Origin of the sequence: Aquimarina spongiae, assembly GCF_900141785.1 — a bacterium.
Taxonomy (GTDB): Bacteria; Bacteroidota; Bacteroidia; order Flavobacteriales; family Flavobacteriaceae; genus Aquimarina; species Aquimarina spongiae.
The window spans coordinates 350414-374262 of record NZ_FQYP01000007.1 but is presented as its reverse complement, the minus strand read 5'-3'; the positions used below and the strand labels follow the sequence as shown (position 1 = coordinate 374262).

General features: G+C 36.0%; 16 protein-coding genes. 11 read left to right on the top strand and 5 right to left on the bottom strand.

The window, feature by feature from the left end:
* The 6 genes from BUE24_RS17470 to BUE24_RS17445 all read left to right on the top strand — a co-directional run.
* Positions 1 to 867: CHAT domain-containing protein (locus tag BUE24_RS17470; protein ID WP_139242036.1), on the top strand; the 867-nt coding region annotated here is incomplete at its 5' end.
* Positions 868 to 1087: 220 nt separating this feature from the next.
* A complete protein-coding gene (locus tag BUE24_RS17465; RefSeq protein WP_073318653.1) occupies positions 1088 to 4630 on the top strand; it encodes a CHAT domain-containing protein in 3543 nt (1180 codons plus the stop codon).
* Between the two features lie 115 nt (positions 4631 to 4745).
* Entirely contained in the window at positions 4746 to 5426 is a 681-nt protein-coding gene (locus tag BUE24_RS17460; RefSeq protein ID WP_073318650.1) for a TerB family tellurite resistance protein, read from the top strand.
* A 169-nt stretch (positions 5427 to 5595) separates the two neighbouring features.
* Positions 5596 to 5895 (top strand): hypothetical protein, encoded by a 300-nt coding sequence (locus BUE24_RS17455; RefSeq protein ID WP_073318647.1) that lies wholly within the window; start codon positions 5596 to 5598, stop codon positions 5893 to 5895.
* Positions 5896 to 5961: 66 nt separating this feature from the next.
* The gene (locus BUE24_RS17450; RefSeq protein WP_073318644.1) at positions 5962 to 6675 is read left to right on the top strand and encodes a DUF434 domain-containing protein; all 714 of its coding nucleotides are present in this window, start codon (positions 5962 to 5964) and stop codon (positions 6673 to 6675) included.
* Positions 6676 to 7313: 638 nt separating this feature from the next.
* On the top strand, positions 7314 to 8345 hold the full coding sequence (locus BUE24_RS17445) for an aldo/keto reductase (protein ID WP_073318641.1): 1032 nt from the start codon (positions 7314 to 7316) through the stop codon (positions 8343 to 8345).
* 2 nt (positions 8346 to 8347) lie between these two features.
* Here BUE24_RS17445 and radA read toward each other — a convergent pair whose 3' ends face one another.
* The 5 genes from radA to panC form a co-directional block, all read right to left on the bottom strand.
* Complete coding sequence (radA, locus tag BUE24_RS17440; protein ID WP_073318638.1) at positions 8348 to 9715, bottom strand: DNA repair protein RadA; 1368 nt, start codon at positions 9713 to 9715, stop codon at positions 8348 to 8350.
* 114 nt (positions 9716 to 9829) lie between these two features.
* Positions 9830 to 10978: an alpha/beta hydrolase gene (locus BUE24_RS17435; RefSeq protein ID WP_073318634.1), complete on the bottom strand. Its 1149-nt coding sequence runs from the start codon at positions 10976 to 10978 to the stop codon at positions 9830 to 9832.
* Between the two features lie 50 nt (positions 10979 to 11028).
* The gene (locus tag BUE24_RS17430) at positions 11029 to 11994 is read right to left on the bottom strand and encodes a lysylphosphatidylglycerol synthase transmembrane domain-containing protein (RefSeq protein WP_073318631.1); all 966 of its coding nucleotides are present in this window, start codon (positions 11992 to 11994) and stop codon (positions 11029 to 11031) included.
* Positions 11995 to 11998: 4 nt separating this feature from the next.
* Positions 11999 to 12349, bottom strand: coding sequence for an aspartate 1-decarboxylase (gene panD / locus BUE24_RS17425; protein ID WP_073318628.1), 351 nt, complete (start codon positions 12347 to 12349; stop codon positions 11999 to 12001).
* 19 nt (positions 12350 to 12368) lie between these two features.
* Positions 12369 to 13217 carry a pantoate--beta-alanine ligase gene (gene panC / locus BUE24_RS17420; protein WP_073318625.1) on the bottom strand — a complete coding sequence of 283 codons (849 nt, stop codon included), beginning with the start codon at positions 13215 to 13217 and terminating at the stop codon, positions 12369 to 12371.
* Between the two features lie 112 nt (positions 13218 to 13329).
* On the opposite strand from panC, the gene BUE24_RS17415 reads away from it, so the two are divergent.
* The 5 genes from BUE24_RS17415 (at position 13330) to BUE24_RS17395 (ending at position 23822) form a co-directional block, all read left to right on the top strand.
* On the top strand, positions 13330 to 14139 hold the full coding sequence (locus BUE24_RS17415) for a glycogen/starch synthase (RefSeq protein ID WP_073318622.1): 810 nt from the start codon (positions 13330 to 13332) through the stop codon (positions 14137 to 14139).
* 16 nt (positions 14140 to 14155) lie between these two features.
* Positions 14156 to 15829, top strand: coding sequence for a BamH family beta-barrel-assembly machinery protein (bamH, locus tag BUE24_RS17410; protein WP_073318619.1), 1674 nt, complete (start codon positions 14156 to 14158; stop codon positions 15827 to 15829).
* 12 nt (positions 15830 to 15841) lie between these two features.
* Positions 15842 to 17689 (top strand): glutamine--fructose-6-phosphate transaminase (isomerizing), encoded by a 1848-nt coding sequence (glmS, locus tag BUE24_RS17405; protein WP_073318616.1) that lies wholly within the window; start codon positions 15842 to 15844, stop codon positions 17687 to 17689.
* Between the two features lie 354 nt (positions 17690 to 18043).
* Positions 18044 to 20809, top strand: coding sequence for a TonB-dependent receptor (locus tag BUE24_RS17400; protein ID WP_073318613.1), 2766 nt, complete (start codon positions 18044 to 18046; stop codon positions 20807 to 20809).
* Positions 20810 to 21029: 220 nt separating this feature from the next.
* Positions 21030 to 23822 carry a TonB-dependent receptor gene (locus BUE24_RS17395; RefSeq protein WP_073318610.1) on the top strand — a complete coding sequence of 931 codons (2793 nt, stop codon included), beginning with the start codon at positions 21030 to 21032 and terminating at the stop codon, positions 23820 to 23822.
* The last annotated feature ends 27 nt before the right edge of the window (positions 23823 to 23849 follow it).

The following is a 23849-nucleotide window of genomic DNA, read 5'->3' as shown; positions in this document are numbered from 1 at the left end:
CAATCGGATGCTAACAATCCAAAGGAACTCCCCTATTTGGTAAAAGAATACATCATCAGTTATGCGAATTCTGCTACCCTTTTGTTTGATGCTTTTAAGGAACCAAAAAGAGAAGACGTTGCTGAAGAGTGTCTAGCCTTTTCTTTTACGGATAGTACAAGTGTCGAACAAACTAAAACGATGAGTTTGGCAGCCTTGCGAGATACAGGGGATGATTTGCCAGGCACTCGTGAAGAGATTAAAGCGATTTCAAACATTATTGATGGGCAATATTATTTTGGCTCTCAAGCTATAGAAACCAACTTCAAAAAGAACGCTAACAAATATAACATTTTGCATCTGGCACTTCATGGCGAAGTAGACAATGAAAGGCCAGAAAATTCAAGATTGTTTTTTACCAAAAGCAATGATACGATAGAGGATAACTTTTTATACAGTCATGAGCTTTTTGCGCTGGATATTCCTGCAGAACTTACGGTGTTGAGTGCTTGTAATACAGGAAGTGGTAAGATTGCCAAAGGAGAGGGGATTATGAGTTTGGGTAATGCATTTCAATACGCAGGAACAAAGAGTTTGTTGCTAACCAGCTGGGAAGTTTCTGACCAAACTACACCAAAACTCATGAAGTATTTCTACACCAATCTTAAAAAGGGAATGAATAAGGCAGAAGCACTACAACAAGCTAAGCTACAGTATATCAATACTGCTGATGTGAATAGAGTAGCTCCTTTTTATTGGGGTGGGTTTTATTTGGTAGGCGATCCAGAGCCTATTCAATTTGCAAATAACAATTGGTGGTATTGGTTGATTGCTGGGGTAATGGTTTTGCTTATTTTACTTTTGATACGGAAAACCAGAAGAGGTTAAAATAGAATTTTAAAAGAATTATAGAGTTCTGTAATTGTGCTTGGATTGCCTATGAGTATTTTCAAGAGAATAATCCATTGATTGATCTACTCAAGCCTGTAGAAGGGTAATCCAAATAATGAAAGGTATCAATTTACCCCTAGTTCGTAACCCTGAGCTTGTCGAAGGGTAACATTTTCATTTTCTTTGTCACTTCTATATAGACTATACCCTTTACACAATGAAACGTACCCTCTATTTTCTTTCTTTTTTGGCTGTAGTATCGATACCACAAATTTCTATTGCGCAAACTTTGGATACATTAACTGCTCACAGCTATTACAAAACAGCTGATTCTTTATTTGTTGATGCTCGATTTAAAAAATCATTAGAAACTTATGATAAGGCGCAGTTTGCCTATCAGGAAGCTCAGGCTTGGGAAAGGGTTGCTCATTGTTTAAATCAAAAATCCAATATTCAAAAAATTCAATCCAATTTTGAGACCTCTCTAGAAAATGCAAATAAAGCGTTAGAAATATGTAATCAATATTTACCAAAAAACAGCAGAGAGGAAGCATTTGCATATGATAATATTGGTCATTATTATGAGCAAAGTGTCTCAGACTTCACCAAAGCCAGAGAAAATTTTGACAAAGCTTTTGCGATACGACGTAAAATAGCTCCAGAAGAGCATGAAGATATAGCACTTTCTTATGACAAAATTGGGGTATGGTATCATAGGCAAGGACATATTGATAGAGCTTTAGAATATTATAAAAAATGCTTAGCCATAAGAGAAAATGTTTTTGGAAAGCATCATCCTGCCACCGGAGAAACCTATAAACGAATAGGAATGATTCAAAATAGTAAAGGAAACCACCACGAAGCTATTGAATTATATACAAAAAACTTAAAAATTATTCTGGATACTTATGGCGAAGGACACCCCCTTACTGCTTCTCCACACTCTGATGTAGGAGGGGTTTACATGAGAATTTCAAGGTATAAGAAAGCAGAGTTTTTCCTTAAAAAATCACTTGAGATAAGGATTAATAGTCAAATAGAAAGTAGAGAAAATGAAGCCCATTTATACTATCAACTTGGGACATTGTATAAAGATATCGATAGAAGTGATTTGTCTGAATTGCATTACAACAAGGCGATCACTTTATATAAAGAACTTTTTGGTATCCAGAGTATTCATGTTGCTAATTCGTACTATAGTCTAGGGTTATTGTATGGAGGATTTGGACTCAATGATAAAAGGTTAGAGTATCTATACAAGGCGTTGGAGATATATACTGAAAAGTATAGAAATAGTCGAAATCTGGGAAAAATTTACAATGGTATTGGAAATGCGTATAGGAAGAAAGGGGCTTATGAAAAAGCGCGGGAGTTTTATAAAAAATCTTTAGACTTCTCTATCAAAAAAGCGGGTGAGAACCATTATCAAACGGCCACAGCTCTTAATAGCTTGGCCTATGTAAGTATAGATATTGAGGATTATGACCAAGCGTTGTTGTATGCTAAACGAGCGCTAAGAATAAACAAACAAGTCTTTGGAGAAACACATGAAAAAATAGGAATTACAAATAACGTGACTGGGAATATTTATTTTTTCAAACAACAGTACAATAAGGCCTTAACATTTTATGAAGAAGCCCTGAACGTATTTATTAAAGTGTTTGATGAAGATAACTCCTTGATTGCGGAATCCTTAGAGAATATAGCAAAAGTGAAAAGAGCAATCAATGCTTACGATGAAGCTTTAGAGTATTATAATAGAGCAAAGAAAATACGCGAGAACATATTTGATAGCGATAATAACTTTAGTATTCGATCAGATATTTTTATCGCCGAAGTGTACTATGATCAGGGATTTTATAATAAAGCTTTGGATTATTATACTAAGGTTGTTCGGAGTAGCACAGAAAATCAAATCAATCGTAAGTATGCAGAATACCTTGATAATAGTATGTTGTTAACTGGCCTAATTGGCCAAGCAAAATGCAATGCTGGTCTTTATCAGAAAAATAAAGATGAGCCTTACCTAAACAATGCCATTGCTCATTACAAAAAAGCAGATCTGGTGATTAATAAGATTCGTCAAGGATATACTTCATTTAAGGATAAAGTTACCTTTTCTAAACAAACTAGAGAAGTATATCAAAAAGCTATAGAAGCTCAATTTTTATTGTATTCAATTACATCCGATCAAAAGTTACTAGAAAAAGCATTCTATTACGTAGAAAAAAGTAGAGCTAATATTTTGAGGGAAATGGTAAATGATCCGTCAACCAATCAATCTTTGGCTCTACCAGAAGATTTGGTTTCTTTGGAAAAAAGGTTGAGAATCAATAAAGCATTTCATCAATCAAAAATTGCCAATTTCCCGCAAAATGATAGCGCTCGAGAGGATCAGGAATTGGCAAGTAAATCTGGAGATAGCTTAGATATTTCATACCATGAAAATAAACTCTTTGAAATCAATCGTAGACAAGATTCTTTAACTCAGGTGTTATTGACCCAATACCCTAAATATTATCAGCTCCTCTACACAAATGATCTTATTACCTTAAACGATATTCAAAAACGGCTTGACGAAAACAGTGCGTTGTTAGAGTTTTTTGTTTCAGATAGTACTACTTATACATTTTCGATTTCAAAAGATACTATAGTTGCAAAGAGTCTGTCAACCTCAGAACTAGAAGAAAAAGTAAAGTCGTTTAGAGATAAGATTGTAGAAAAAGATCTTGAGGCTTATCAAGAGTATGGACATGATTTATATACAATGTTAATTGCACCATTGAAACCGCATTTGAACAGTAAACACCTAACAATAATTCCTGATGGGCCCTTATGGCATCTCAATTTTGATCTCCTTCTTACCACCAAACTTACCGATATAGATCCAACAGTTTTACACCCCAGAGAGTATCCCTATTTGATGAAAAAATATGCAATATCTTATGCAAATTCTGCTGATTTACTTTATAATCGTCTTAAAGATGAATCCAGTGATGAATCTATAAAGGAACAATGTCTGGCTTTTTCGTACTCCAATAATGACAAAACTTCAAATTCAAAAATAAGCTTTGATCTTTTAAGAAACGCTACGGAGGATCTCCCGGGAACTAGAAAAGAAATACGATTTATATCAAATATTGTTGATGGAGAGTATTACTATGGATCAACAGCTACAGAATTTAATTTCAAAAGAAAAGCAGGAGAGTACGCTATTGTACATCTGGCTTTACATGGAGAAGTAGATAATGAACACCCAGAAAATTCTAAATTGTTCTTTACAAAAACCAAAGACACTTTAGAGGATAGTTTTTTATACAACCACGAGTTGTTTGCGATGAATATTCCTTCAAGGCTTACTGTGTTAAGCGCATGCAATACCGGTAGCGGTAAAATTGCTAATGGAGAAGGTATTATGAGCTTGGGGAATGCGTTTCAATATGCAGGCACAAAAAGTTTATTGCTTACAAATTGGGCAGTTTCAGACGAAACTACACCTGCCATTATGCAATATTTCTATAAAAACTTAAAAGAAGGAATGCCCAAAAATGTGGCTTTGCAGCAGGCAAAATTGAAATATTTAAACTCCGAAGAGTTTTACTACCTATCCGATCCTTTTTATTGGGGAGGCTTTTACTTGGTTGGTGATCCAGACCCCATTCAATTTGCAAATCACAATTGGTGGTATTGGATTTTAGGAATAGGTTTTAGTATTCTACTATTGGGTCTTTTTTACTTTATAAACAAGAAGAAGAGGTAGGTAGTTATTTTTCAAAAAAGAAATGGTGCCGTAGAGTTAACTACATAATTATTAGGCGGTTTGGATTATTATGTTATCTTTAACAGTAACTAAATCTATAAAATTCTACCCTATTATGTTTATTATCTTCGGAACCCGAGGAATAAAACATACTGTTAATGACAGTCCTGTTTTATCCAATTCTTGTCCAAATTGTAACGATGGAAACCTTGTACATAAATTGTATCGCAGATGGTTTACCTTGTTTTTTATTCCTGTAATTCCACTAGATGTAGTGGATCGTTTTTATCAATGTGATCGTTGTAAAAGTGCGTATAATGAAAACATCAAAACCGTTCTACAACAATCAAAACAAGAGATTGATGAAAATCAAAAACGCGCGAAACAAATTTTCGCAAAAGCTTTGGTGGCTTCTATGACTCATATGTCGATCATCGATGGAGATTTTGCTAAAGAAGAAGAGCGCGAAATTATGGATGTGATTGAAGGTTTTGTGGAAATGAGAGAAGAACTGATGGCGATACATGAAGATGTAAAAGTGAATGCAAACAAGGACAATCGAGTTTTTAATTATTTGAGCGAGGCTAGAAATGTTTTGTCCTCTGAAGCGTTGATCAATGTATTAGCACAGGCTGCCGTGGTCTTATTGGCCGATGGATCTATTGAAGAGGAAGAAGAAACACTGATGAAAGAATACTTGATCGCATGTGGATTACCTAAAGAAATGTATCAAACACTAATTGATAAATTAAAACAAAAAGACATGTCCAAACTCAAAGAAGGGCAGCTAAACTAGCCTGCCTTCTAAAATATTTCAGCAAAAACAGCCGGTTTGATCTGGCTGTTTTTTTTACATATCCTCATTATTTAAAAATAATTACCTTTGTGATGTACTTATAAGTACTCGTTCTTTGAATACCCATACTCCATAGTTTTTGAATTGAAGTTTAATTTAAAAATGAAAAATGATGAATTGGAAAATTCAAAAACTATTGAATGGAGAGACTATTGTCTCTAAAGAACCTGGTAATTCGATGTTACCTATTCTAAAGTCAAAACAACCCGTAGTACTAGCTCCTGTTGATTGGGAGGATTGTGATACTGGTGATATTGTGTTTTGTAAAGTGAGAGGTAACTGTTTTACGCATTTGGTAAAAGGAAAAAATGCGAAACGAGGATTACTAATCGGTAATAACCGAGGTCATCTTAACGGATGGACCAAAAAAGTATATGGCAAGGTAGTAGAAATATTACCAATGTCATAGATGTAGCGCTTTAGGCGCTTTTTTTGTTTGTATAAGTTACTTCAATGATAAAGTCTTCTAGACAAAATGACAACACGTAACCGAGGAAAAGAAGCTAGTGATGACCGCTTGTTCGGAAGCTCTTTAGTGCTTGAAAAACTAAAAGAGGCTGCAGAGGATATGTGTTATTTGCTCTCTAGAGGGTTTGCCGAAAAGTCTTCAATACAATTGGTAGGGAATAGATATCGACTCAATGCGAGACAACAAAAAGCATTACGTGGTATCAGTGCAAGTAAACAACAAATCTCATTGCGAAAAGAACGAGTGTTACTCCCAAAAGAACTTAAAGGAATGACCGTTGCCATAGATGGTTTTAATCTGTTGATCACTCTAGAAAGTGCCTTGTCTGGAGCATATATTTTTAAAGGGCTAGATGGGTGTTACAGGGATATCTCTGGAGTTCATGGTACTTACAAAAGAGTGCAAAAGACCCAACAGGTGCTACAAATGGTAGCCGATGCCCTTCAAGAATTAGGTGTGCTGACGGTACATTGGTATTTTGATGCTCCGGTATCCAATAGCGGCCGACTTAAAACACATCTTAGAGAAATGGCCGAGCAACAGGATTTGCCATGGCATATCGACTTGGTCAATGATCCGGACAAAGTATTGGCAGATTCTTTGGATATAGTGGTGAGTTCTGACGCCTGGATATTAGATAGAGCAGAAAGAAATTTTAATTTGGTGGAGTATCTTCTAGAAAATAAAATCACCAAAAAATGTATTGTAGAGGTTTCTTGATCACTTCCCTCAACGAACGATAGCATTCCCTCATTTTGGATTTCACAATAACACGTTTTGATCTACTTTTAGGATATAAATAAGAAATATAATTAGTGTTTAGGTTGGTTAGTTGGTGCAAATAGATACAACTCTGGGGGTATAGTTGTGTCTGTTTGAGTAAAAAAAAGAGCTTCATATCGAAGCTCTTTTTCAGGTTAAAAGAGGGGGTATAGTCAGTCATCATCCCTCTTTGCTCGGGTCAAACCACTCTCCCCTGGCATTTGAATACACAATTTTGGTTGGGTTATTCATGCTTATAATTAATCTATAATTTTGGTTGGTATCTATAATATATTTTGGTTAATGTCTCCTCCTGATCAAATAGATTAGAAAAAGTTTTTGTTTCCATAATTAAGTGTAGAAACAACTATTCCATTACCATGTTGATTTTGTAAATATTTACATATCAAGTAGTTAAAATAATATTAGATTTTTTTTGACTTTCAAAATATGTAGAGAATTCAGAAATATTGTGGAATTATTGCACAGATTTATGCCTTGCAACTGTTATTTATTATGATAATTTTTGGAATAGTTTAGCGCAAGAGTTTCTACTTTTGACGACATTAATCAACCAAAATACGAGTGTTTTAAGAATGAAGTACACTACTTTACCCAATACAGATATTAAAGTAAGTAAGATATGCCTAGGTAGTATGACCTGGGGAGAACAGAATACAGAAGAAGAAGGTCATCAACAGTTGGACTACGCTATAGAGCAAGGTGTTAATTTTATAGATACAGCAGAGTTATATTCAGTTCCTGCCAGAAAAGAAACTCAAGGAAGTACAGAACGGATTATTGGAACCTGGTTAAAGAAAACCGGTAAAAGAAATGAGGTAGTTATTGCTTCAAAAATCACGGGTCCAGCAGAGTTTAGTAAGCATATTAGGAGTGGGGGTTTTACAAAAAGTGAAATAGAAGATGCGATCCATAAAAGTTTGGAGCGATTGCAAACAGATTATATCGATTTGTATCAGTTGCATTGGCCAGAAAGACAAACTAACTTTTTTGGTAAACTAGGATATACCCATGATGAAAATGAGGCTTGGACTGATAATTTTGCTGAAATATTAGGTCATTTGGAAGGTTTTATAAAAGAAGGTAAAATTAGACAAATAGGGATATCTAATGAAACAGCTTATGGGGCAATGCGTTACGCCGAAGAGGCAAAGAAAGGAATGCCGAAAATGATTACCATTCAAAACCCGTATAATTTACTGAATAGAAAAGACGAAATTGGGTTGACAGAAGTTTTGCATAGAGAACGTATGGGACACCTTCCCTATTCTCCTCTTGGTTTTGGAATGCTTACCGGTAAATACCTCGAAGAAATCCCGAAAAACTCAAGAGTAGATCTGTTCCCGAACTATAATAGATATATGAATGAGAATAGTTATAAGGCTACTCGAGCATATAACGAAATTGCGAAAAAACACAATGTTAGTTTGACTCAGATGGCGTTAGCTTTTGTGAATGAACGACCTTTTGTAACGAGTAATATTATTGGGGCAACAAGTCTTACGCAGCTCAAAGAGAACATAGGTAGTATTGACCTTACCTTGTCTGAAGAAATTTTGAAAGAAATAGAAGAAGTGCATAATAGCATTCCAAATCCAGCACCATAACGCTAACCAAAAAGATATTCTACAACATCTTCAATTTTGGCAACCAACTGAACCTTTATTCGAGGGTTTTGTATTGCAATTTTGTTGTACTTGGAAACAAAGATGGTAGAAAAACCTAGTTTTTCTGCCTCTTGTATGCGTTGCTCTACTCGGGTTACCGGGCGTATTTCTCCAGCCAGTCCAACTTCGGCAGCAAAGCAATATTCTTTTGGGATAGGAATATCTTCACTAGAAGACAATATGGATGCTACCACGGCAAGATCAATAGCTGGATCATCTACTGATATTCCTCCGGTAATATTGAGAAAGACATCTTTTGCTCCTAATCGAAATCCAGCTCTTTTTTCGAGTACAGCAAGGATCATGTTGAGACGTTTCAGGTTATATCCGGTAGCACTGCGCTGCGGAGTACCATAAACTGCGGTGCTGACCAGGGCTTGTATCTCAATCATTAAAGGACGCATCCCTTCGAGTGTGGCGGCTATGGAAGTACCGCTAAGATCTTCGTCTTTTTTTGAAATTAAAATCTCACTCGGGTTGTTTACTTCTCGCAAACCATTGCCTAACATTTCATAGATCCCTAGTTCTGATGTAGACCCAAAACGATTTTTTAAGGCGCGTAAAATGCGATATACATGGTTTCGATCTCCTTCAAATTGCAATACAGTATCCACCATATGCTCCAAAATTTTTGGACCAGCAATATTTCCGTCTTTGGTAATGTGACCGATAAGGATAACAGGAGTGGCGGTTTCTTTAGCAAATTTGATCAGTTCTGTAGTGCATTCCCGAATTTGAGAAATGCTTCCCGCACTGCTTTCGATATAATCGCTGTGCAATGTTTGGATAGAATCGATAACTACAATATCAGGTTCTGTAGCTTCAATTTGCCTAAATATGTTCTGCGTTTTTGTTTCGGTAAGTATCAGGCAATTATCAGTTTTGGATGTAATACGTTCTGCCCGCATTTTGATTTGCTTTTGGCTTTCTTCACCCGACACATACAATGTTTTGTAAGGTAATTTCAGGCAAATTTGTAGTAGTAAGGTACTTTTTCCGATTCCAGGTTCTCCTCCAAGTAATGTCAAAGAGCCGGGTACTAATCCTCCTCCCAAAACACGATTTAATTCTGCATCATCAGTATTATAACGTGCCTCTTTTGCGGTATCAATTTCTGAAATACGCAAAGGCTTCGCCATTTTTTTGTGAGGCTGATTGGTAGTAGCAGCTTTCCAGTCTTTGGTAGTTGCTTTTTGTACCACCTCTTCAACAATAGTATTCCATTCTTTGCAAGAAGTACATTGTCCCTGCCATTTGGCATACTGAGCTCCACAATTTTGGCAAAAAAATACGGTTTTGGTTTTAGCCATATTACTTATCTATCAGCTGTAAAAATACTATTATTTGTAGTTTAATAGATATAGATACAAAATAAAAAAGATCCCGAAATTCGAGATCTTTTTAAATACGTTATATATCTGTTTTTACCAGCCAAAGTCATCTTTGATTTTATTTACTTTGTCTAGCATATAATCTTTTGTCAAGAAAGCGATTTCGGCCAACTGGAAACCATTTTCATAAGCTCTCATCGCCTTTTTAGGTTCTCCGGTTTGCTCATAGAACATTCCAAGATAATAGTGTCCAAGCATCACATCTGGATGTTCTTTTATGGCTAATTTACCAAGAGGTTCTAGTTCTTCCCATTTTTCATTTTTTTCTATTGCTGTTGAAACTGCAATAAAATCATTCACGCGAATTTGGCGTTTGATACCATAGAGTTTCTCGGTAGTTTTATACATGTCTACCAAATAGTCATAGGTAGAAGTCTCCAATGGAAGTAAGACTTCTTTATACGTTTTTTTACTTATAGGACGATACATTTCGAAGATACCTTCCAGTGCTCTTGGAATTCCTCTTCCTACTAGTGTATAATGCGAAGATTCATCAAAGTTATCAAAGAAAAAATGCATATCAGGATTTTCTTCCAGTGCCTCCATTTGCTCATTAAAAGCAATCGCATCTTTTTTGATATTATCGGCGTCATTGGTTGCTGTAGCGGTATAATACCATACATCTGTAGCACTTGATAATACATTAGCAATGCGCTCTTTCATTGGTGGAGCAAATTCTGGACTAAGGCATATAAATCCCTGAAAAATAGGGTTGTCTTTAAATAAGAAATAATTGATAAAGTTAGCTGTAAAATCATGACCAACAATAATCTTTAATTGAGCAGTTCTATAGGTCTGATCCAGATAAGGCATTAATTCTTGTCCGATAAACTCAAAAAACTGTGCACCTTTTTGATCGGGTAAATATTCTGCAAGATCATATCGGCAATCATCAGTTCTTGTTTTTCTTTGGTTGATACCCACTACTATTGATTCTGGCATATCTTCCCAATAAGAAAAATAATCAACATTTCCGGCAACAGGTTCAAACAAATAATCCCCATCCAAAACCAAAATAACTGGATAAGTTTTATCTACATTCTTTTTGTAATTTCTGGGTAATTGAATTTTCAATTCTCGACTTTGATCTAATTTAATAGATCTAAAGGATTCATATATAGCTTGGGTATACCCTGAAATGGTAAGACAACAGGCCATAATAAGAAGTATACTTTTCTTCATAAGTAATGCGTGATTTAGGTTAAGCAGGTGACAATATATAAATTATTTCCCTATTTCTTCTGATTTACAATAGGTAGCAATAAAAACGATAACGCACCGATAATGATATTTATTGCGGTTTGAGACCCCCACAATATCCATCCAAAAGCCTCTCCCGCCGGTCGATCAACTCCAAATAAGACCAAAATGGCTGCTGTTGCAATAGGAAACGCACCAATACCTCCGTTGGTTGTTGTCATTGCTATAGACCCTGCTACAAAAGTTGCTAGAATAGGACCAATAGAGAGGGCAGCTGTTTCGGGAACGGTATATTTGATCACATAAAACATGGCTACATACAATACCCAGATGAGTAAAGTGTGAAAGATAAAAGCCACTTTCTTTTGCAATTGAAATATACTTTTAACTCCTTCCAAAATGCCTTCTCCAAAGTTTTTTATTTTCAAAAGAAATGGGTGATTTGATTTTCTGATGATTCTCAAAAAGAGGATACCTAATAAAATCCCTACCACCATCAACACTAGAATCAAAATAGTGCTGGTAAATGTTTCTTCGAGATAGATAAACAAATCTTTGGACTGAAAAAGTAGTGTAATTGCAATAATAATGAGCAACATGATCGAATCTATAACCCTTTCAGAAATAATAGTACCAAACGCTTTTTTAAAAGGGATGTCTTCATAGGTAGATACAATCCCGCCTCGTAGTACTTCTCCAGATCTGGGGATACCGAGATTTGCCAGGTATCCAGCCATTACTGCCATAAAACTATTAGATACCTTTAGTTTGTATCCAATCGGTTCTAGTAAAAACTTCCATCGATAAGCTCTGGAAAGATGTGAACAAAGTCCCATTACAATGGATAAAATAATCCATTTTGGATCAGCTCCTAGGATGTATTGTAGTGTTTTTTGCCGCTCTTCTGGAGTGGCAGATGCAATAGAATACCAGATTAAAAAAACTCCCAAAACTAATGGGAGTGTTATTTTAAGAATTTTTGTGAGTTTTGGATTCACACTTTTACTTTAACAAATTGTTCTCTTCATTTGGGAAAAGAAGTTTTGGCTTGAAGTTTTTAGCTTCTTCAATATCCATCATAGCGTATGTGATCAATATAAGCACGTCTCCTTTAGCTACTTTTCTGGCAGCGGCACCATTTAATGTGATTTCACCACTATTTCTAGGACCTGGGATAGCATATGTTTCTAAGCGTTCACCATTGTTGTTATTCACAATTTGTACTTTTTCTCCTTCAATAATATTGGCAGCATCCATTAGATCTTGATCAATAGTAATACTCCCGATGTAGTTTAGGTCTGCACCGGTAACTTTAACGCGATGAATTTTTGATTTTACTACGTGTACTAGCATGTTACAAAGTTAGTTATTTTTAATTTAGGGCAATGTTATCAATAAGTCTTATTTCTCCGGCAAAGACTGCAATAAATGCTCGATACTTTTTGTTTTTTTGTTTCCTCTTTATCGTTTTAAGATCAGATACTTTGGCAATCTCAAAATATTCTAATCTAAGCTCGTTATGGTTTTCGAACTGAGTCGATACCCATTCATTTAACTTACTTACACTTTTTATGCCAAAATCTTTTTTTACTTGTTTTAATGTCTTATAAATCAGCGGAGAAACCTCGAGTTGTTGCTGGTTTAATCTTTTGTTTCTTGAACTCAACGCCAAACCGCTTTCTTCTCTGAAAATTGGACACCCTACTATTTTTACTGACATTTTTTCAATGTCTACCAATTTTCTAACAATTTGAAGCTGCTGAAAATCTTTTTCTCCAAAATATGCCCTAGTTGGAGAAACAATAGTAAAAAAATGTTTGAGAACAGTACCGACCCCGTCAAAATGACCGGGTCTAAACTTGCCTTCCATTTCGTTTTCTAACCCTCCAAAATTATAATTCGTGGATATTGTTTCGTCTCCATAAACCTCTTTTGGGGTAGGAGCAAAGACTATAATATCCTTCGAAATACCAGATAATAGTTCAATATCACTATCCAGTGTTCTTGGGTAATTCACCAAATCCTCGGTATTGTTGAACTGAGTTGGATTAACAAAAATACTGACCACTACTTTGTCATTTTCGTTAAGAGCCTGTTGTACAAGAGCTAAATGCCCTCTGTGCAAAGCTCCCATTGTAGGGACAAATCCTATTGATTTTTTCTGTGTTGAAAAAGTTGCAACACAAGACATAATGTCCAGTCTTTTTTCGTATACCTGCATTGGGCTGAAACTTAATGGCGTGCAAAAATAAGATATTACTGGCAGACTGCATAAATTTTCGTAATTTTGCAAAATTAATTCCAAAACGGAGGACGATAAAAGTATCGATTATATGAAAGATAAGAGGATATTGTATGTATCATCAGAAGTAATACCTTACCTGCCAGAGACCGAAATTTCATCCATGTCTTTTGAAGCACCTAGAATGGTGAATAGCAAAGGAGGCCAAATTAGAATTTTTATGCCTAGGTATGGAAACATTAATGAAAGACGACATCAACTTCACGAAGTGATCCGACTTTCAGGAATGAATCTTGTAATAAATGATTTAGATATGCCTCTTATTATTAAGGTGGCGTCTATACCAAAAGAGCGTATGCAGGTTTACTTCATAGATAACGAAGATTATTTTAAAAGAAAAGCAACTTTGACCGACGAAGATGGAAATTTATTTCCGGATAACGACGAAAGAGCAATATTTTTTGCTAAAGGCGTTATAGAAACGGTTAAAAAGTTGAATTGGTCTCCAGATGTGATTCATGTACATGGCTGGCTAGCTTCTCTTTTACCTTTGTATCTGAAACATTATTATGCTAATGAACCTCTTTTTGGCCAAAGTAAAATCGTTACCTCGGTTTACGAAAGGGGATATGAAGGTACGCTAGATATGAATATGATGGAAAAGGTGAAGTTTGACGGAATCGGTGAAGAAAAAGTAAAAGATCTAGCTACTCCAACTTATAGCAATTTAATGAAAGTTGCTATTGATAATTCTGACGCTGTTATTGTCGGTTCGGCAGAAATACCAGAAGACTTATCAAAGCACTTAGAAAATGTTGACCAACCTGTTCTAGACTATAAAAACCCAGATGAATTTGCAGATGCTTATGAAGCCTTCTATCAGTCAGAAGTGCTAGTGTAAGCAAAATGATTTATTTATGATTTTGAAGAATTTTTTGATTAGATCTACAGCAGTAGTTGTTGTGTGTATTGCATTGTTTTCTTGTGATGATGAGTTCAATACAGTTGGTAGTGAAGTAATTGGTGATGTTAACTTTGAAGATAGGCTTTATGAGGCTACTCCTGTGGCATACAGTGCACGATTTGAAAGAGTGCAAACTTCTGGTTTGCCCGGTTATCTGTTAGGAGTTTATAATGATCCAGTATACGGTCAGTCGACGTATGGAGTGTTATCCCAACTACAGCCAGAGCGTTTTGACCCTGTCTTTGGAGACAATGCACGATTAGATAGTGTGGTTTTAAATATTCCATACTTCAGTACTACGACCAATACCGAAGCTAATGATGACGGGGAAATCATAAATACTTTCGAATTAGATTCTGTGTATGGAAGTCAGCCATTCAGACTTTCCATTTATAAATCCAATTATTTCTTAAGAGATTTTGATCCAAATTCTAATCAAAGGCAATTGTATTTTTCGAATGACCTGAATGATATAGAAACAAATTTTGGTACAGAACTAAAACAAGAGTTATTATATACAGACGAAGGTTTTGTGCCTTCTGCAGAAGAATTGATTTTACTAAGTCCGGATGGAGAAGACGAAAATGATGATCCGGATGTAACAAGATTACCTCCAGCTTTTCGCGTAAAACTTCCGGTTGATATTTTTACAACAGCATTTTTGGACATGGAAGGATCGGCAGAATTAAGTAATGCCAATAACTTTAGAAATTTTTTCAGAGGTATCTTTTTTGAAGCAGAAGCTGTAAATAATGCAGGGAACCTAATGTTTTTGAATGTAACCAATGGAGATATTACTTTGCATTATACCTTTGATAAAGTAGATACTGCTGATGAGGATGAGGATGGAAGCACAACGGATATCGTTCAAGATCAGGGAACACTAGCCCTGTCATTCGCGAATAATGTGGTTAATGGTATTGATACACAATTTGATGCTACTATTTCCAATGAATTGTTGACCGAGAATCAAGATGCTATAAATGGAGAAGAAACCTTATATTTGAAAGGTGGAGATGGATCGATAGCGATTATTGATTTATTTAGAGGTATGGTCACTAATGAAAATGGAGAGGAAGAAAATGAATTAGATTTTCTTCGTAGGCAAAACTGGTTAATTAATGACGCTTCTATGACTTTCTATATCAATCAAGATCGAGTGTCCGGGGGTGATACAGAGCCAGAACGGATATATATATACAATATGGAAACAGATGAGGTGTTGTTAGATTATCGTTTTGATAATACCATTAATAATGATAACCCTGTTGTTTCGATCACTAATCATTTAGGAAGAATTTCCAGGGATTCAGATGATAATGGAGAGTTCTTTAAGGTAAGAATGACTCAGCATATTAATGATATATTAGATGGTGATACCGAGAATGCGAGATTAGGTCTCTCAGTTTCGCAAAACGTAAATATAATTAATAACGCAGATGGTTTTGCTCGTGTAAGAAACGATGAAACCGACCCTAATAGTGACATTGAAGTTGCAGAAAAAACAACCCCCTTTGCTTCTGTAATATCGCACGAAGGAACCGTTCTATATGGAAATGGACCAAGTGTTCCTGAAGCGAAACAATTAAAACTTAATATTTTTTATACCGAATCAATAGACAACTAAAAAAATTAAATCATGTGTGGAATAGTGGGGTATATAGGTCATAGGGAGGCCTATCCAATTGTTTTAAAAGGATTAAAAAGATTAGAATACCGGGGATACGATTCTGCCGGTATTGCTCTTTATGATGGCAATGAGCTAAAGTTATCAAAAACAAAAGGTAAAGTAGCGGATCTAGAAGAGCGTTTAGAGAAAGAGATTTCTACCGATGGAACCATCGGAATAGGACATACAAGATGGGCTACTCATGGAGTTCCTAATGATGTTAATTCGCATCCGCATTATTCTAATTCTGGAGATCTTGTGATTATTCATAACGGAATAATCGAAAATTACGAATCCCTAAGAAAAGAATTGTTAAATAGAGGATATGAGTTTCGATCTGAAACAGATACAGAGGTCTTAGTTAATCTAATAGAAGATGTAAAGACCAAAGAAAATGTAAAACTCGGAAAAGCCGTTCAAATTGCGCTTAACCAGACTATCGGGGCGTATGCTATTGCAGTTTTTGATAAACAAAAACCGGATGAGATAGTTGTCGCCAGATTAGGGAGCCCTCTGGCAATTGGTGTTGGTGACGATGAGTTTTTTATAGCCTCAGATGCTTCTCCTTTTATAGAGTATACAAACAACGCGATCTATCTGGAAGATGGAGAGATGGCGATTGTAAGAAGGAATAAAGGGGTTAAGGTTCGAAAAATACACGACGACAGTCTTGTGGATCCTTATTTGCAAGAATTGCAGATCAATCTGGAGCAAATAGAAAAAGGAGGATATGACCATTTCATGCTTAAAGAAATCTATGAGCAGCCAAGCGCTATAAGTGACACCTATAGAGGAAGAATGCTGGTTGCCGATGGGATTATAAAAATGGCAGGTATTGATGATAATTTGGCTAAGCTTCTTAATGCAAAACGAATTTTAATTGTTGCTTGTGGTACATCATGGCACGCAGGATTGGTTGCAGAGTACATTTTTGAAGATTTGGTACGTATTCCTGTAGAAGTAGAGTACGCTTCAGAGTTCAGATATCGTAATCCTGTCATCCATCAAGATGATGTGGTGATCGCTATTTCTCAGAGTGGAGAAACTGCGGATACCATGGCTGCCATAAAATTGGCTAAGGAAAGAGGAGCATTTGTTTTTGGAGTATGTAATGTGGTGGGATCTTCGATTTCTCGAGAAACACATGCCGGAGCTTATACACATGCTGGGCCAGAGATAGGAGTAGCTTCTACCAAAGCATTCACAACACAGATTACTATTTTATCCTTGATCGCCTTAAAATTGGCAGAACGTAAGGGGACTATATCTAATAGTGATTTCCATTACTATCTACAAGAACTAGAAAGGGTTCCTGAAAAAGTGAAGAAGGCGTTAGAGTCAAACGATCATATAAAGCTTATTGCAGATACTTATAAGGATGCAAAGAATTTCTTGTATTTGGGAAGAGGTTACAACTTCCCTGTGGCTTTAGAAGGAGCGTTAAAGCTTAAGGAAATTTCATATATCCATGCAGAGGGTTATCCTGCGGCGGAAATGAAACACGGTCCTATTGCACTTATCGATGAACAAATGCCAGTTGTGGTTATAGCTACCAAAAAAGGACATTATGAGAAGGTGGTGAGTAACATCCAGGAAATCAAATCCAGAAAAGGTAAGATTATTGGTATTGTTACAGAAGGAGATGTGACTGTAAAAGAATTGGCAGATCACGTTATTGAAATTCCGGAGACCATAGAGTTCTTAACACCTCTTCTTACTACAATACCATTACAGTTGTTGTCTTACCATATTGCTGTGATGCTTGATAAGAATGTGGATCAGCCTCGAAATTTGGCAAAATCCGTTACTGTAGAGTAAATACTTTTTATTATTATACTGTTAAAGGCTATCCCGCAGGATAGCCTTTTTTATTTGTATATTAAGATTAGGTAAAAATATGATAAAAGAATTGTACAGGTACAAAACAATTAATTACATTTGCCGTGAAAAATGATTTCATACTACAATAGCATTCACAGTGCTCACTCACCCCATTTTGTGATCATTTTTTAAAGATCCCTTAACGTTGCAGATCGTCAAACAGCATTTTTTTACGATAAAATGCAATATTTTCTTTGTTTTTAATGAAAAAAGTGTAGTTTTGCATCCCAATGTTTAAATCCTTATGCATGCATAAGAAAAAACAACTTAATTATAATTACAAATCTACTTATGAGAACAATTACATTAATGGTCGTGCTCTTAATGAGCATAGTAGGTACCGCACAAAATGTGGTTCAAGGTAGGGTTATCGATGGTTTCGATCAACCTATACCAGGAGTTAGTGTTTCTGTTAAAGGAACTGATGTTTCTACAATTACAGATTTCGACGGAAACTTTACGCTGACTACAGAAAAAGATTATCCTTTTACTTTAGTAGCGAGTAGTATTGGATTTGATGATGCTACCCTAGTAGTTACTTCACAAACCGGAGAAGTTACTATTGTATTAGAGGACATTACCTTTTTGGATGAGTTGGTAATTTCGGCATCTCGTGCTCCAGAACGTTTATTTGAATCTCCAGTAACTATCGAACGTTATGGTATTAAGGAGATTAAGAATGCAGCTTCTGCGGATTTTTATGGCGATCTAGAAAATATCAAAGGTGTAGATATCAACACCAATAGTTTGGCACTAAAATCTATTAACACCAGAGGTTTTGCAACGTTTACAAACACACGTTTTGTACAATTAATCGATGGGATGGACAATACCGCTCCAGCATTGAACTTTGTACTTGGTAACTTGGTTGGTTTAAGTGAGCTTGATGTGGCAAGTGTCGAATTACTACCAGGAGCATCTTCTGCCCTATATGGAGCGAATGCTTTTAACGGTATCTTATTTATGAATAGTAAGAATCCATTTGATCACCAAGGAATCAGTGCTTACGCCAAAGGAGGAATTACTTCTCAAGAAGCAGCAGGAGACAACGAGTTTTATGACGTTGGAGTTAGAATAGCACATGCATTTTCTGATAAGTTTGCAGCAAAAGTGAGTTTCTCCCTTTTGAATGGTACTGATTGGCTTGCGGCAGACAAGAGAGATTTGGATAATCCAGGAGCAACTAGAGAGAATACTCCGGGATATGATGGATTAAACGTGTACGGAGATGAGGCTAAAGGTTCTTTAAGAGGACTTGCAGCACAAAATCCTGGAGTAAATCCAGCGGTTTTACCTCTTCTACCTGATACCGTAGTAAGTAGAACAGGTTATGATGAGGCTGATCTTAATGATAATGATGTTGAAAGTTTGAAATTTGATGGAGCGTTACATTTCAGACCGTTTGCAGATGATTTTGAAGTGATTTTGGCAAGTAAGTTAGGTAGAGGTACAACAGTAACTCAGGATGCTAACAGAACATTATTACGTAATTTCTTTTTACAACAACACAAATTAGAAATTAAAAATGATAACTTCTTTTTAAGGGGTTATGTAACTGCAGAAGATGCAGGAGATTCATACGACATTCGTTTTACAGGTCTTAATATTAATAACCGATGGAAATCGGATTCACAATGGTTTACAGAGTATATAGGAACATATTTAGCTACTATTGGTGCTAATCCTAATGATCCTGCAGCTCAAGAAGCCGCTCACGCTGCAGCTAGACAAGTAGCAGATACAGGTCGTCTTATTCCAGGAACACCAGAGTTCCAACAAGCATTTGAATCAGTAACTAACGATCCAGATCTTGCTAGTGGATCTAAGTTCTTAGAGAAATCATCGTTTAGACACGCTGATGGTAATTACAACTTTAGTCATTTGACTAGTAATTTTGCAGATATCCAAGTAGGTGGATCTTTTAGAGAATATAAATTGGATTCTGAAGGAACCGTATTTACCGATATAGACGGGCCTATCAGATATTCAGAATATGGTTTGTATACACAGTTCCAAAGAAAGTTATTGGACGAAAGATTGAAATTAACAGGTTCTGTTCGTTATGATAAATCTCAGTTATTCGATGGAAATTTCTCTCCTCGATTCTCTGTGAGTTACACGTTTGGAGCAAATAAGACTCGTAACCTACGTGCTTCGGTACAAACAGGTTTCAGAAACCCTACAACTCAGGATTTATTTATCGGTCTTGATATTGGACGTACCCTTCTTGTGGGTTCTGCTGAAGAAAACTTGGATAGATTTACTACAGTTGACGATTTTAACAATGTATATACGGCAAGAGATGCTTATGAGAACTCTTACTCAGCCAGTTCTGTACAAAGATTTGCTGAAACAGGAGATATTAATGATCTTGAAGTGGCGAGTATTGATATCGTAAAGCCAGAAAGAGTAACAGCATATGAGGTTGGATATAGAGCACAGTTTGGAGCTTTCATCTTTGATGGTAGTGTATACTACAACCAGTTTGAAGATTTTATTGCAAACGAAAATGTTATTGTGCCTGGCCAAGGTGTGGTAAATGGTACTCCTGCAGAGCAGCTATTGGCAGTTCAGTCATTGGCTAGTGCAGGAACTCGAAGAACCTTTACAGCTTCTACTAACTCTGAAGTAGACATCAATTCATATGGAGCAATTGCTGGATTTACTTATAAATTAAACGGGTTTGATTTTAATGCAAGTTATACTTTTGCTGAGCAGGATTTTGATCAGGAAAAAGATCCAGACTTTAGAAGTAACTTTAACACGCCAAAGCATAAGGTAAAAGCCTCTATAGGTAACGATGAGTTGTTTAAGAACTTTGGATTTAATGCAAATGTAATATGGAGTGATGATTATTTCTGGGAATCTGACTTTGGTGTAGGTGCGATTCCTTCGTACACCGTGATCAACGCACAGGTTAATTATTCCATTCCTGTATTAAAAGCCAGATTAAAAATCGGAGCCAATAATATTGGAGGAGATGAGTATTTTACAGCTATTGGATCTGGATTTATAGGATCTCAATATTATGTAGGACTATCGATCAACAATCTCTAAGAGATTTTAAAATAAATAAAAAAACCCATCTGATATTTTCAGATGGGTTTTTTTATGGAATTAAAGTAAGAAAATTCCTGTATTTCATCAAAAAAACCAAATTATCAAAACTGAAGTGATTAGTTTTTTTTCATAATTAATAAACAAAGGTTTAACAACTTTATTAAAAAATTCCTAAAAAAACGTATATTGTTGTCATAACTTTAAAAAATTTGAGGGTATGAGAACAACTACATTAGTGATAATGCTATTATTGATGAGTATTATCACTTCTGCACAAACAACAATCAAAGGAAAGGTGGTGGATAATAATGATCAACCGATTCCGGGAGCAAATGTGATTTTGGATGGCGCGTCAGTGGGTACAGTTACCGATTTTGATGGTCTCTTTTCACTAACTGTCGAACAATCGCCTCCTTTCACAGTTACGGTAAGTAGTGTTGGATTTGAATCCAGTTCGGTTGTTGTTTCTTCGGCATCGTCTGACTTAAACATCACACTTAAGGAAGGAACAGAATTAGATGAAGTAATCGTTTCGGCATCAAGAACGCCTGAACGTATTTTTGAATCTCCTGTAAGTGTCGAACGCTTTGATGTAAAGAAGATAAAAAATACCCCTTCAGCAGATTTTTATGATGGATTAGAAACTCTAAAAGGTGTTGACATTAATACCAATAGTTTAACATTTAAATCTATAAACACGAGAGGTTTTGCTACTTTTGCGAATACTCGTTTTGTACAATTAGTAGATGGTATGGATAATACCGCTCCTGCCTTAAACTTTGTTTTAGGTAACTTGATTGGTATGACGGAGCTAGATGTGAATAGTATTGAATTACTACCTGGAGCATCATCTGCATTATATGGAGCAAATGCCTTTAATGGTATTTTGTTTATGACGAGTAAGAATCCTTTCGATCATCAAGGGATTAGTGCTTATTTTAAAGGAGGTATAACCTCTCAGGAAGCTGCCGGAGATAATGAATATTATGATTACGGAGTTCGTATTGCACATGCGTTTTCGGATAAATTTGCTGCGAAGGTTAATTTTTCATATTTACGCGGTACAGACTGGTTTGCGGTTAGTGAGGTTAACGTATTGAATCCTAATACGGATAGGTCCGATATCAACTATGATGGTCTTAATGTGTACGGAGATGAGGTAAGCACTAATATAAGAGGAGTTGGAGAAATCTTGACGAATACGATTAACCCTGTTACTGGACAGCCAATATTGCCTCCAGGGGCCGAGAATTTGCTTCCTGATACCAATGTAAGTCGTACTGGATACCTTGAGAGTGATTTAAATGATTATCCAGCAGAAAGTATAAAGTTTGATGCAGCATTACACTACAGACCTTTTGCTGATGATTTGGAGCTTATTTATGTGGGTAAAGTTGGTAGAGGTACAACAATCTATCAGGGAGCTAACAGATACTCTATACGAAACTTCTTTTTGCAACAACATAAATTAGAAATCAAGAATAGTAACTTCTTTATTAGAGGTTATATCACTGATGAAGATGCAGGAGATTCTTATGATACTCGATTTACAGGAATCAATATCAACCGTTTCTGGAAAGATGATTCAACTTGGTTTGGAGAATATGCAGGAGCGTTTGTGCAGGCTACATTAGCAGGAGTGCTTCCAGAACAAGCACATGCCCTCGCAAGACAAACAGCAGATACAGGAAGACTTATTCCTGGAACGCCAGAATTCCAGCAAGCGTTTAATCAAGTAATTAGTGATCCAGATTTATCTACAGGATCTAGATTTCAGGATAATACGCAGTTAAGACATGTAGATGTAAATTATAACTTCAGTCACTTGACAAGTAATTTCGCTGATATTCAAGTTGGAGGATCTTTTAGAGAATACAAATTAAATTCTTCAGGAACTATTTTCACAGATTTTGATGGGCCAATTCGATATTCCGAATTTGGTATTTATACCCAATTACAAAAGAAGTTTGCAGACGAAAGAGCTAAGGTGACAGGTTCTGTACGTTATGATAAGTCAGAATTATTTGATGGTAACTTCTCTCCAAGGTTATCGATAGGATATACGCTAGGGGAAGAAAGAAACCACAACATCCGTGCATCCGTTCAAACTGGTTTTAGAAATCCAACCACTCAGGATTTATATATTGGATTGGATGTTGGGCGTGCCATATTAGTAGGTTCTGCACAGGATAATTTAGATAGAGATGTGAGAACTTTCAGTGGTACTGATATTAGTGGAGAAGGCCAGGGAATTTTGAATTCTGATAGTGTAGATATCGTTGGTCGAGCTGCCTACGAAAATTCTTTTTCCGCCTCTTCTGTGCTAGCAGGTAATCCTGTACGATCTTCAGCAGCTCCTGTAGAACCAGAAAAGGTGACTGCTTTTGAAGTAGGGTATAGAGGAAAAGTTGATCGGTTTGTAATAGATATCAGTGCGTATTATAATCAATACAAAGACTTTATCTCTACGCAGAATGTGATTGTTCCTTTTTATGGTCAGGTTGGTGATGGATCACTATCACTTCTCGCTTTGCAAAATGATGACTTTGAGGTATATCAAGCTTATACCAACTCTGATGTTGATATTAAGTCCCTAGGTTTTACAGCAGGAGTAAATACCAAATTACCTGGTAATTTCGAACTAGGTGTAAACTATACATTTGCTGAGCAGGATTTAGATAGAGAAAGAGATCCAGATTTTAGAACAGAATTCAATACACCAAAACATAAAGTAAAAGCAACTTTTGGTCATCCTAATCTCTTTAAAAATTTTGGGTTTAACACTAGTTATCGTTGGAGTGATGATTATTTCTGGGAAGCTTCTTTTGGAGATGGAGATGTGCCTTCATTTTCTGTTATAGATGCACAGATCAATTATACGATTCCGTCTTTGAAATCAACGTTAAAAGCAGGTGCTACAAATATCGGTGGTGACGAATACTTTACGGCCTTTGGTACTGGACTTATAGGATCTCAATACTATATCGGTCTTACCATAAACAATTTATAATAGATAACTATAAAAAAGAAAAGACAA